Genomic DNA, 12,082 nt, shown 5'->3' with positions numbered 1-12,082 from the left:
AGGTGACGAGCCAGCTCCAGTCGTAGAAGTTCCAGAATTTGAGGGTGGTGTCAATGCTGCTGAAGCTGCCAAGCATGAGTTGCCAGAATACACAGATGCAATTGGGACAGCAGGTGACGAGCCAGCTCCAGTCGTAGAAGTTCCAGAATTTGAAGGTGGTGTCAATGCAGTAGAAGCGGCTAAGAATGAATTGCCAGAATACACAGATGCAATCGGCACAGTAGGCGACGAGCCAGCTCCAGTGGTAGAAGTGCCAGAATTTGAGGGCGGAGTCAATGCAGTAGAAGCCGCTAAAAACGAGTTACCAGAATACACAGAGGCAGTTGGCACAGCAGGTGAGGATCCAGCTCCAGTAGTAGAAGTGCCAGAATTTGAGGGTGGTGTCAATGCAGTAGAAGCGGCTAAGCATGAGTTACCAGAGTACACAAATGCAATCGGTACAGTAGGTGACGAACCAGCTCCAGTAGTAGAAATCCCAGAATTCAAGGGTGGTGTCAATGCAGTAGAGGCAGCTAAGAATGAAGTCCCAGAATTTACAGGTGGCGTCAATGCTGCTGAAGCTGTCAAGAATGAGTTGCCAGAATACACAGGAACAGTGGCTACAACAGGAAATGAAGCTGCACCAAGTCTTGTTAAACCAGCCGAAGAGGTTCGAATTTTGACTGATAAGGAAACTGGAGTTCTGGTAGCAGGGCTAACTACAGAGTTATCTAAAGACCTCAAGCTTCAAGTGCAGAAGGTTCTACGTCAAGAATTAGCTGGTAAGCACTACGATGCTTATCAAGTGAAATTGCTAGATAAGGACAACCAAAAAGTTGAACTCAAAGGTGCTGTCCTAGTGAGATTACCAGTCAAGGGACAGGTTCAAGGAGTTTATCACATGAGCTTAGATCAAGGCTTGCAGGTTCAAAAGGTGACGCTTGTAGGTGACATGGTTGAATTTACAACCAAAGATCTAGGACTTTATGCGATTGTCTATAAAGAGCAAAATCAAGAACCAGTAGAATCAGTAGACCAAGCTCATGGGCTAGCAGCTCAGGGAGAGGTTTCTGGAAATAATCCAGGAAAAGAAAATTCAGCAAGACTTCCAGAAACAGGTGAAAGTCGATCTGATACAGCTGTCTTCCTAGCAGGTCTCAGTCTTGTTTTATCAGTGGCTCTACTAACTGTTAAACGTAAAGAAAAATAAGGACTGATAACTCCCAGCTCTAAAAAACTAATTATTATAAATAAAGGAGAAGATAGCATAGTCTTCTCCTTTATTAATTGGGTAGTGAGGTGTATAATGAAGGTAAGAGAATGTGAGGAGAAGGACCATGCTTGTAAAAGTTTGTAATGCAGATTTTAGTCTTCAGTGGGATGGGATGTATCAATTTGCTCTTGAAAACTATCCTCAGATTCAAAAATGGGAATTGGAGAAGCTAGCAAAGTTTATTGCTTACGAACAGGATCATCATCGTCAGACAATTATGGAATGTGAGGATCTTGAATTAAATATACAAATTCATGATTACTTGCAAGAGCACAGCTATTTTCCTCCATACAGGCCAAGTCATCGCCTTGTAGCTTCTACCTATGATATCCAGAGGAAGTTGGTTACTTCAGATTATTGTAGTCATACTTGTACAGTTGAAGTGGCTCAGGCTATTTTTCAGACTGGAAAACTCATGTCAGCGGTTAAAGTATTTGGTAAAAGTGGGGCTGAGCTAGTTACAGATAGTCGTAATGCAGCTTCTGATCTAGCAGACTATTTTGACTATATTATGTTCGGATGGTCTAATACGTCTTCGGGTTACCGACTCGCAATGGAGCGTTTGTTAGAACGGGCACCGTCTGAGGAGGAATTGCAAGAAAAGTTCATTCCTGGCGTTAGTTTTCATTTTCTGTATGAAGAATTAATTCAAGCGCCAGGTTATATCTTTGATGGCTATCATGTTGCGAAGGTAAGAGATAGTTTAGATTTGGATACCTTTCTTCATTTGTGTGTTATTCCTTCAAAAGATAAGGCTTGTTTTGAAGGTTTGATTCCTTGTCAATTACAAGATAGAGTGATTTACCTAGACTATGAGGGAGAAGGGTTACAGGCTTGGAATACCAAGGTTAATCAAGTACTACATGGTAAGGATAAATTGAAGGAGTAGCTTATGAAAGAGATTGATCAAGCTCTACTGAAAAAAGTGATCATCGAGCGTTCTCGTTCTAGTCATAAGGGAGACTACGGGCGTCTTCTCTTGATTGGAGGGACTTATCCCTATGGGGGAGCGATTGTTATGGCTGCCTTAGGGGCTGTTAAAAGTGGCGCAGGATTGGTGACAGTAGCAACGGATAAGGAGAATATTCCAGCTCTGCATAGCCATCTGCCAGAGGCTATGGCTTTTGACCTTGATGATAAGCAATTACTGGAGCAACAGTTGAAGAAAGCAAGTGTTGTCTTGGTTGGACCTGGATTAGTGGATGATGAGCGTGGAGAACAGCTTCTCCAAACAGTTTTTTTTCATTTAAATCAAGACCAGACTCTCATACTGGATGGTGGTGCCTTATCCATTTTTGCGAAGACGGGAATGAAATTTCCCAAAGCCCATCTAGTTTTAACTCCTCACCAGAGGGAATGGCAAGTCTTGTCAGGCTTAGATTTGGATTCCCAAGGAAGCAAGGAAACAGGAGATGCTTTGAAGGGCTTTCCTTCAGAAACGATTTTAGTCCAAAAAGGTCCAGCTACTCGAATCTGGCAAGCCGGGCATGCTGATTTTTATCAGCTGGGTGTTGGCGGTCCCTATCAGGCAACTGGCGGCATGGGGGATACTCTGGCTGGGATGATCGCTGGCTTTGCAGGCCAATTTCCCCAAGCAAGTCTCTATGAAAGAGTGACGGTAGCGACCTATTTACATTCAGCAATTGCTCAGGAACTAGCTGAGGACAATTATGTCGTCATGCCAACTACGATTAGTCAACATATCCCAGCATTCATGAAGAAAATACAAAAAGACACCTGAGGTTTTCAGGTGCCTTTTAAGGATTAGAAGAGTCCTTTGACCTTATCAACAAGATTACCGATTTCTTCTGAACCTGAAATCAAGCTTTGAGCTTGATTAAGGTATTCACCGAGTTGATCCTTATTTTCTTCGACAAAGGTTTTTGCAGCAGTCAAATCTTTTTTCTCGATTAGCTCTTTTACTTGATTAAACAAATCTAATGGGTTCATGATTTCCCTCCTTTTCTAAACTTCTATTCAATCATTTTTTAGAAAAACTTGCAAGAAACTTGACCCTTCCAATAAAGTTCATGGATGTCAAATTGTGTAAATTTTGATATAATTTTTAATGATGACTTTTAGAAATGATCGGTACGTGGTCGTGGATTTAGAGGCGACCAGTACCGGAAGCAAGGCAAAAATTATCCAAGTGGGAATCGTGGTCATTGAAAATGGCGAGATTGTTGAACAATTTGCAACGGATGTCAATCCCCACGAACCCTTGGATTCTCATATCAAAGAATTAACGGGCTTGACCGATCAGCGACTAGCAGAGGCACCGGAATTTTCTCAGGTGGCTGGAAAAATTTTTGACTTGGTCAAGGACGGTGTTTTTGTTGCGCACAATGTCCAGTTCGATGCCAATTTGTTGGCAGAATTTCTCTTTTTTGAGGGCTATGAATTGCGCACTCCCCGTATCGATACAGTCGAGTTGGCTCAGGTGTTTTATCCTCAGCAGGAAAAATATAACCTGGGGATTCTCTGTCAAGAGTTGGGAATTTCACTAGAAAAAGCCCATACGGCCCTATCAGATGCTCAAGCAACAGCAGAACTCTTTCTCTGTATGCGACAAAAAATGTTTCAATTGCCAAAAGGCTTATTGGAGCGCTTGTTAAGTTTGTCAGATGGTTTATTATATGAGTCTTATCTGGTCATTGAGGAAGTTTATCAGAAGCAGTCCATCCTTGTAGAACATGACTTAGTGGAGGTGCAGGGTCTGTTTTTGAAAAAGGAAAAACCAGTCCTTTCTCCACGTAAACTATCTAAAGATTTCCAAACCAATATTGCCTTGTTGGATTTGGAAGATAGAGCCCCACAAGCTAGTTTTTCTCAAAAGGTTCAAGATTTTCTACAGAATGAAAAAATTGCTTTTGTGCAAGCTCAGACTGGAATTGGGAAAACCTACGGCTATTTGTTACCCGCTTTCTCACTAGAAAACGAAAAAGGAATCCTTCTCAGTGTTCCTACTAAAGTTCTACAAAATCAAGTCATGCATGAAGAGGCTCGTAGATTGGAAGAGGTCTTTCACCTTTCGATTCATAATCTTAAAGGACCACAGAATTATCTAAAACTAGATGCCTTTCATCATGTACTAGAGGAAGAAGAGTCCAATCGCTTGTACACACGTTTTAAGATGCAACTTCTAGTTTGGTTGACCGAAACAGAAACTGGAGATTTAGATGAGATTGGACAACTTTATCGCTACCAGCAGTTTTTACCAAACTTGGTACATGATGGGAATCTTCCCAAAGCTTCTCTCTTTTGGTTAGAGGATTTTTGGAGACGGGGGCAGAAAAAAGCTCGCTCTTGCCAGCTACTTGTGACCAATCATGCTTATCTCGTTACCCGACTTGAGGATGATCCCAGTCTACTAGAGGGCCGTCTCTTGATCTTGGATGAGGCCCAGAAGATCTTATTAACTTTGGAAAATCTTTCGCAGAAGAGTTTCGTTTTAAACGACATAGTAGACCAGCTAGATCAAGCCTTAGTTCGAGAAAAAGGGACGCTTCAGAGACGCTTGATGGAGAGTATTCGCTTTGAGCTTTGTCACTTGATGGACCAGTTCCTATCTGGCAAACGAAGAATGTGCCCGACGACTACAATGGCGCAACTCCAACAGGATTTTTCCGAGTTAGAAGTTCAAGGTTTTCAGGACTATCAGCGATTTTTCTGCACTGATGGAGAATTTTGGCTATCAGCCTCAGACTTGTCTAGCAAGAAGGTTGTCATTTCTTCCAGTCGCAATCAACGTCTGCTCTTTTCACAGATTTTTCCAGAGACTTGTCAGCTATTAGCTGTCTCTGCGACCATGGAAATTAGTAGCAGGGTATCTTTACCAGAACTAATGGGATTTCCTCATGCAGCCTTTGACAAATTGGATGAGAATTTTCAAGAAAATCAAGAAATCTTGGTTGTTAAGGATTTTCCATTGGTGACAGAAACCTCTCAAGAAGACTATGCTCAGGCTCTCGTGGAAGTGCTGGAAGATTTGTCCTATCTTGAAGAACCCATGCTCGTTTTATTCACTTCAAAAGACCTTTTGTTGCAGGTGTCTGACTCTCTATCTCAGCCTCATCTAGCCCAGTATAAGAACGGAGATCCTGCTCAACTCAAGAAACGATTTGAAAGAGGAGACTCTCAACTCTTACTAGGGACAGGAAGTTTTTGGGAGGGAGTTGATTTTGCAACTCACCCTCGAGTAATTGAAGTGGTGACACGCTTGCCTTTCCAAAATCCAGAAGATCCCTTTACGAAAAAAATGAATCAGGAACTCCGCCTTGAAGGGAAAAATCCTTTCTATGACTATCAACTTCCTATGGCTATTATTCGCCTCAAACAAGCGATTGGCAGAACCATGCGTCGTCTTGGACAACGCTCCTCTGTCCTTATCTTGGATAGCCGAATGACAAGCAAGCGATATGGAAAGCAGATTAGCAAGGCCTTGTCACAGACTAGTCGAGTGAGAGAAGTTGGCAAAGAGCAAGTATTCTCAAAAGTTCAAGAATTTTTACACAAAAAATAAAATAAACATCTGAAAGAATGAAGGAGACCTTTATGAAACGTTCTCTCGACTCTCGGGTCGATTATAGTTTGATTTTACCAGTATTCTGTTTGCTGGTGATTGGAGTGGTGGCTATTTACATAGCAGTCAGTCATGACTACCCACATAATATTTGGCCTATTCTCGGTCAGCAACTTGCATGGATCGTCTTGGGAATTATCATCAGCTTTGTAGTCATGTTCTTTAATACAAAATTTTTATGGCAATCGACTCCCTATCTCTACGCTCTAGGTCTAGCCCTTATGGTTTTACCCTTGGTTTTTTACAATCCCAATTTGGTGGCAGCAACAGGGGCTAAAAACTGGGTGTCAATTGGAGGAGTGACACTTTTCCAACCTTCCGAATTCATGAAAATTTCCTATATTTTGATCTTGGCTAGGGTCATTGTCCAATTCACACAAAAACATAAGGAAAAAGAACGAACGATTGCATTAGACTTTCACTTGATATTGTGGTTGATTGTCTTCACACTGCCAGTTTTAGTTTTACTGGCCTTACAGAGTGACTTAGGAACGGCCTTGGTTTTTGTCGCAATCTTTGCTGGACTCGTCTTGCTTTCTGGGGTATCATGGAAAATTATCATTCCAATTTTTGCGACAGTTGTGTCAGGAATTGCAGGATTTTTGGCAATTTTCATCACAAAAGATGGGCGTGCCTTTATGCATCAGATCGGGATGCCAACTTATCAGATCAACCGTATCCTTGCTTGGCTCAATCCCTTTGATTATGCACAAACGACCACCTATCAACAGGCCCAAGGGCAAATCGCCATCGGAAGTGGAGGTTTATTTGGTCAAGGATTTAATGTATCCAATCTCCTCATTCCCGTTCGTGAGAGTGATATGATTTTTACAGTTATTGCAGAAGATTTTGGTTTTATCGGCTCTGTCCTTGTAATTACACTTTATCTCCTACTTATCTATCGAATGTTAAAAATCACTCTGAAGTCTAATAATCAATTTTATACCTACATTTCAACTGGATTTATTATGATGCTCTTGTTCCATATCTTTGAAAACATTGGGGCGGTGACAGGCCTGCTACCTCTGACGGGGATTCCTTTGCCTTTCATTTCCCAAGGGGGATCAGCCATTATCAGTAATCTGATCGGTGTTGGATTGCTTCTATCGATGAGTTATCAAACGCATCTAGCCGAAGAAAAGAGCGGTAAGACAAGATTTAAACGGAAGAAAGTTGTTTTGAAAAAAGTTAAATAAGGAGTAAATCATGGCTAAAGTAGCAGTTATCTTAGCAGATGGCTTTGAAGAAATCGAAGCCCTAACAGTGGTGGACGTATTACGTCGTGCCAATATTGCTTGTCATATGGTTGGTTTTGAAGCCCGAGTGACGGGATCACATGCCATTCAAGTACAAGCAGATCGTGTGTTTGATGGTGATTTATCTGAGTACGACATGATTGTCTTACCAGGAGGTATGCCAGGTTCAGCTCACTTGCGTGATAATGAGCAATTGATTGCTGAACTTCAAAAATTTGAGCAAGTTGGTAAAAAAGTAGCAGCCATTTGTGCAGCACCAATTGTACTGAATCGAGCCGGTCTTCTCAAGGATAAAGAGTTCACCTGCTATGATGGTGTCCAAGAGCAAATTGCTGATGGCCATTATCGAAAGGAAACAGTAGTTGTTGATGGTCACTTGACCACCAGTCGCGGTCCAGCAACTGCCCTTGCCTTTGCTTATAACCTAGTAGAACAACTTGGTGGAAATGCAGATGCTTTGAGAGAAGCCATGCTCTATCGTGATGTGTTTGGATTAGATTAACTAAAACGAGAGGAATCTATCAATTAGGGGATTCTTCTCGTTTTTTACTGTTAAAATAGAAGGAAATCGTCGCTTTTTTGATAAAAAAATGCTATAATGAAGGGTATGAAATATCACGATTACATCTGGGATTTAGGTGGAACTTTACTTGATAATTATGAGACTTCGACTGCTGCTTTTGTGGAAACATTAGCTCAATTTGGAATCGAAGAAGAACATGATAAAGTTTACAATGCCTTGAAAGTGTCAACTGCTTTTGCGATTGACCAATTTGCCCCAACAATAGAGCATTTTTTAGAAAAATATAAGGAAAATGAAGCGCGAGAGCTTGAACATCCTGCCTTGTTTGAGGGAGTACCTGCTTTGTTGGAGGAAATCTCAGATCAGGGAGGACGGAACTTTTTAGTTTCGCATCGCAATGACCAAGTTTTGGAAATCCTTGAAAAGACTGGAATTGCTGACTATTTTACAGAAGTAGTAACAGCTAGCTCTGGCTTTAAGAGAAAACCAAATCCAGAGTCTATGATCTATTTGCGAGATAAGTACAAGATAGGTTCTGGCATCGTTATTGGTGATCGACCTATAGACATTGAAGCTGGACAAGCAGCTGGCTTAGCGACGCATCTCTTTGAAAATATCGTGACATTGAGACAAGTATTAGAAATGTAAGAAAAAGGGGAAAAATGACAGAAGATATTAAAAACCAACAGGCACAAGATTATGATGCCAGTCAAATTCAAGTTTTGGAAGGTCTGGAAGCTGTTCGTATGCGTCCAGGAATGTATATCGGGTCGACTTCAAAAGAAGGTCTTCACCACCTAGTCTGGGAAATCGTTGATAACTCTATCGATGAGGCCTTGGCGGGATTTGCTAGTCATATTCAGGTCTTTATTGAGCCAGATGACTCTATCACGGTTGTTGATGATGGACGTGGTATCCCTGTTGATATTCAAGAAAAGACAGGCCGTCCTGCCGTTGAAACTGTCTTTACCGTTCTTCACGCTGGAGGTAAATTTGGCGGTGGCGGATACAAGGTTTCAGGTGGACTCCACGGTGTAGGTTCATCCGTTGTAAATGCTCTTTCTACTCAGTTGGATGTTCGTGTTCACAAAAATGGAAAAATCCATTACCAAGAATACCGTCGTGGACATGTTGTTGCTGACCTTGAGGTGATTGGAGATACTGATAAAACAGGTACAACCGTACACTTTACTCCAGACCCAGAGATTTTTACAGAAACAACAACCTTTGATTTCGATAAATTAAACAAACGTATCCAAGAACTCGCCTTTCTGAATCGTGGCCTTCAAATCTCCATCACTGACAAGCGTGAGGGACTTGAACAAACAAAACACTACCACTACGAAGGTGGGATTGCGAGCTATGTTGAGTATATCAATGAAAACAAGGATGTCATTTTTGAAAAACCAATCTACACTGATGGAGAAATGGATGATATCACAGTTGAAGTAGCCATGCAGTACACAACTGGTTACCATGAAAATGTCATGAGTTTCGCCAATAACATTCATACTCATGAAGGTGGAACCCATGAGCAAGGGTTCCGTACAGCCCTAACTCGTGTCATTAACGACTACGCTCGTAAAAACAAACTCCTCAAAGACAATGAAGATAATCTAACAGGTGAGGATGTCCGTGAAGGATTGACTGCTGTTATCTCTGTGAAGCATCCGAATCCTCAGTTTGAAGGGCAAACGAAAACTAAACTTGGAAATAGTGAAGTTGTCAAGATTACCAACCGACTCTTTAGTGAAGCATTTTCAGACTTCCTGATGGAAAATCCTCAGATTGCTAAGCGTATCGTTGAAAAAGGGATTCTGGCAGCTAAGGCGCGTGTCGCAGCCAAGCGTGCGCGTGAGGTTACTCGTAAGAAATCTGGTTTAGAGATTTCAAACCTTCCAGGGAAATTAGCAGATTGTTCCTCAAACAATCCAGCTGAAACTGAACTTTTCATCGTCGAAGGAGATTCAGCAGGAGGTTCTGCAAAGTCTGGTCGTGACCGTGAATTCCAAGCGATTTTACCAATTCGCGGTAAAATCCTTAACGTAGAAAAAGCTAGCATGGATAAGATCCTTGCCAATGAGGAAATTCGCAGTCTTTTCACAGCTATGGGGACAGGATTTGGTGCTGAATTTGATGTCAGCAAGGCACGTTACCAAAAACTCGTTATCATGACGGATGCCGATGTCGATGGAGCCCATATCCGTACCCTCTTGTTAACCTTGATTTATCGTTATATGAAACCCGTTTTAGAAGCAGGTTATGTTTATATCGCTCAACCACCAATTTACGGTGTTAAGGTCGGTAGTGAAATTAAAGAATACATCCAACCTGGGGCAGATCAAGAAATCCGTCTCCAGGAAGCCTTGGCTCGCTATAGTGAAGGTCGTTCCAAACCAACTATTCAGCGATATAAAGGTCTCGGAGAAATGGATGATCATCAGCTTTGGGAAACAACTATGAATCCTGAACACCGTCTCATGGCACGTGTATCAGTTGATGATGCTGCAGAAGCAGATAAAATCTTTGATATGCTCATGGGTGACCGTGTAGAACCACGTCGAGAATTTATCGAAGAAAATGCTGTTTACAGTACACTTGACGTCTAAAAAAATTTGGAAATAGTTCCCATGGTTTGAAAAATATGATATAATCATTACAATTGTTTCAAGTATAAAAAGGAGTTTGATATGTCTGATAATCTGTTGATTATTACTATGATTGCAATCGCGGCTCTTCTGATTATTGCATATGTTGTGGCAGTTATGTTACGTAAACGCAATGAAAAGAGGCTCGCAGTATTAGAAGAAAGAAAGGAAGAATTATATAACCTTCCAGTTAACGATGAAGTAGAAGCTGTTAAAAATATGCATCTGATTGGTCAAAGTCAGATTGCATTTAGAGAGTGGAATCAAAAATGGGTGGACCTATCTCTTAATTCATTTGCGGATATTGAGAATAACCTGTTTGAAGCAGAAGGTTACAATAATTCATTTCGCTTTTTGAAAGCTCAACACAAAATTGATCAAATCGAAAGCCAGATTACCCTTATCGAAGAAGATATTGCTTCCATTCGAAATGCTTTGGCAGATCTAGAAAAACAAGAATCCAAAAATAGTGGTCGTGTCTTGCATGCTTTAGATTTATTTGAAAGCCTACAGAAATCGGTCGTGGAAGATTCTGAGAAATATGGTCAAGCACTCCTTGAAATTGAAAAACAAATTGAGAACATCCAATCAGAATTTTCTCAATTTGTGACTCTAAACTCTTCAGGAGATCCAGTTGAAGCAGCAGGAATTTTGGATAATGCGGAAAACCATATTCTCGCTTTGACACATATCGTAGAGAGAATTCCGGCAATTGTTACTAAACTAACTACTGAACTCCCTGATCAACTTGAAGATCTAGAGGCTGGCTATCGTAAGTTGCTTGATGCCAACTATCACTTTGTAGAAACTGACATTGAATCACGTTTGCAGTTGTTGTATGAAGCCTTGAAAAATAACCAAGAAAATATTAAAAAATTGGAATTGGACAATGCTGAATATGAAAATACTCAAATTCAAGAAGAAATCAATGCTCTCTATAATATTTTCACACGAGAGATTGCTTCTCAAAAAGTTGTTGAAAACTTGTTGTCAACACTTCCAACCTACCTTGACCACTTAAAAGACAATAATCAAGTCTTGGTGAAAGATATCGAGCGTTTGAGCAAGACATACTTGATGGCTGAGAGTGATGTAAATCATGTTCGTCGTCTTCAAGTGGATTTGGATTCCCTAGAACTTACAGTTAGCGATTTGACTTCAGAACAAGAGGAATATTCAGAAGCTTACTCTGTATTGGAAGAACGTTTAGAAAATGTTCAAGCTACATTAAAAGAAATTGAAGATGATCAAGTTTCAGTGAGCGAACGTCTAGTACAGATTGAAAAAGATGATGTTAATGCTCGTCAAAAGGCAAATGTTTACGTCAATCGCCTTCACACGATCAAGCGCTACATGGAAAAGAGAAATCTTCCAGGAATCCCACAGAACTTCTTGAAATTGTTCTTTGCTGCTAGTCATAGTACTGAAGATTTGATGGCAGAGTTGGAACAGTCACAAGTCAACATTGAGTCTGTCAATCGTATCCTAGAAATCGCGTCACATGATATGGAAGTTTTGGAAACAGAAACATATAGTATCGTGCAATATGCTACCTTGACAGAACAGTTGCTTCAATATTCTAACCGCTACAGATCATTTGATGAAGGGATTCAACAAGCCTTCCATGAATCTTTAGAAATCTTTGAAAATGCCTTTGATTATCAAGCATCTTTTGAAAAGATTTCCCAAGCTTTGGAAGTTGCTGAACCAGGAGTAACAAATCGCTTTGTTTCTTCATATGAAAAAACAAGAGAAATCATTCGATTTTAATCAAGTGAAGGCGGTGGGACAGAAATCGATAGACAAAGTCTTGATTTCGTA

The 12,082-nt window shown here is 40.8% G+C and carries 10 protein-coding genes; 9 read left to right on the top strand and 1 reads right to left on the bottom strand.

From position 1 onward, the window contains the following. From ADH31_RS09530 to ADH31_RS09520, 3 genes are all read left to right on the top strand, one after another. Positions 1-1,189, top strand: a 1,189-nt coding sequence (locus ADH31_RS09530; RefSeq protein WP_049510444.1) for an SIALI-17 repeat-containing surface protein, incomplete at its 5' end; no start/stop codon positions are given. Positions 1,190-1,316: 127 nt separating this feature from the next. Further along, entirely contained in the window at positions 1,317-2,141 is an 825-nt protein-coding gene (locus ADH31_RS09525) for a hypothetical protein (protein ID WP_049502718.1), read from the top strand. A 3-nt stretch (positions 2,142-2,144) separates the two neighbouring features. Further along, positions 2,145-2,993: an NAD(P)H-hydrate dehydratase gene (locus ADH31_RS09520; protein ID WP_049502717.1), complete on the top strand. Its 849-nt coding sequence runs from the start codon at positions 2,145-2,147 to the stop codon at positions 2,991-2,993. Positions 2,994-3,016: 23 nt separating this feature from the next. Here ADH31_RS09520 and ADH31_RS09515 read toward each other — a convergent pair whose 3' ends face one another. Next, on the bottom strand, positions 3,017-3,202 hold the full coding sequence (locus ADH31_RS09515; RefSeq protein ID WP_049502716.1) for a hypothetical protein: 186 nt from the start codon (positions 3,200-3,202) through the stop codon (positions 3,017-3,019). A 118-nt stretch (positions 3,203-3,320) separates the two neighbouring features. Between ADH31_RS09515 and ADH31_RS09510 the strand changes: the two genes are divergently transcribed. From ADH31_RS09510 to ezrA, 6 genes are all read left to right on the top strand, one after another. After that, the gene (locus ADH31_RS09510) at positions 3,321-5,774 is read left to right on the top strand and encodes a bifunctional DnaQ family exonuclease/ATP-dependent helicase (protein WP_049510441.1); all 2,454 of its coding nucleotides are present in this window, start codon (positions 3,321-3,323) and stop codon (positions 5,772-5,774) included. Positions 5,775-5,806: 32 nt separating this feature from the next. Then, positions 5,807-7,030, top strand: coding sequence for an FtsW/RodA/SpoVE family cell cycle protein (locus ADH31_RS09505; protein ID WP_049510440.1), 1,224 nt, complete (start codon positions 5,807-5,809; stop codon positions 7,028-7,030). A gap of 10 nt (positions 7,031-7,040) precedes the next feature. Beyond that, positions 7,041-7,592 (top strand): DJ-1 family glyoxalase III, encoded by a 552-nt coding sequence (locus ADH31_RS09500; RefSeq protein WP_049510437.1) that lies wholly within the window; start codon positions 7,041-7,043, stop codon positions 7,590-7,592. Between the two features lie 105 nt (positions 7,593-7,697). Beyond that, entirely contained in the window at positions 7,698-8,261 is a 564-nt protein-coding gene (locus tag ADH31_RS09495; protein WP_049510446.1) for an HAD family hydrolase, read from the top strand. A 14-nt stretch (positions 8,262-8,275) separates the two neighbouring features. After that, the gene (gene gyrB, locus ADH31_RS09490; RefSeq protein ID WP_049510436.1) at positions 8,276-10,222 is read left to right on the top strand and encodes a DNA topoisomerase (ATP-hydrolyzing) subunit B; all 1,947 of its coding nucleotides are present in this window, start codon (positions 8,276-8,278) and stop codon (positions 10,220-10,222) included. Between the two features lie 81 nt (positions 10,223-10,303). Further along, entirely contained in the window at positions 10,304-12,031 is a 1,728-nt protein-coding gene (ezrA, locus tag ADH31_RS09485) for a septation ring formation regulator EzrA (RefSeq protein ID WP_049510434.1), read from the top strand. Positions 12,032-12,082: the final 51 nt, after the last annotated feature.

Source organism: Streptococcus pseudopneumoniae, assembly GCF_001072375.1.
GTDB lineage: Bacteria > Bacillota > Bacilli > Lactobacillales > Streptococcaceae > Streptococcus > Streptococcus pseudopneumoniae_L.
Note: the sequence above shows the minus strand (reverse complement) of the source record. Positions and strands in the feature narration are given on the sequence as shown.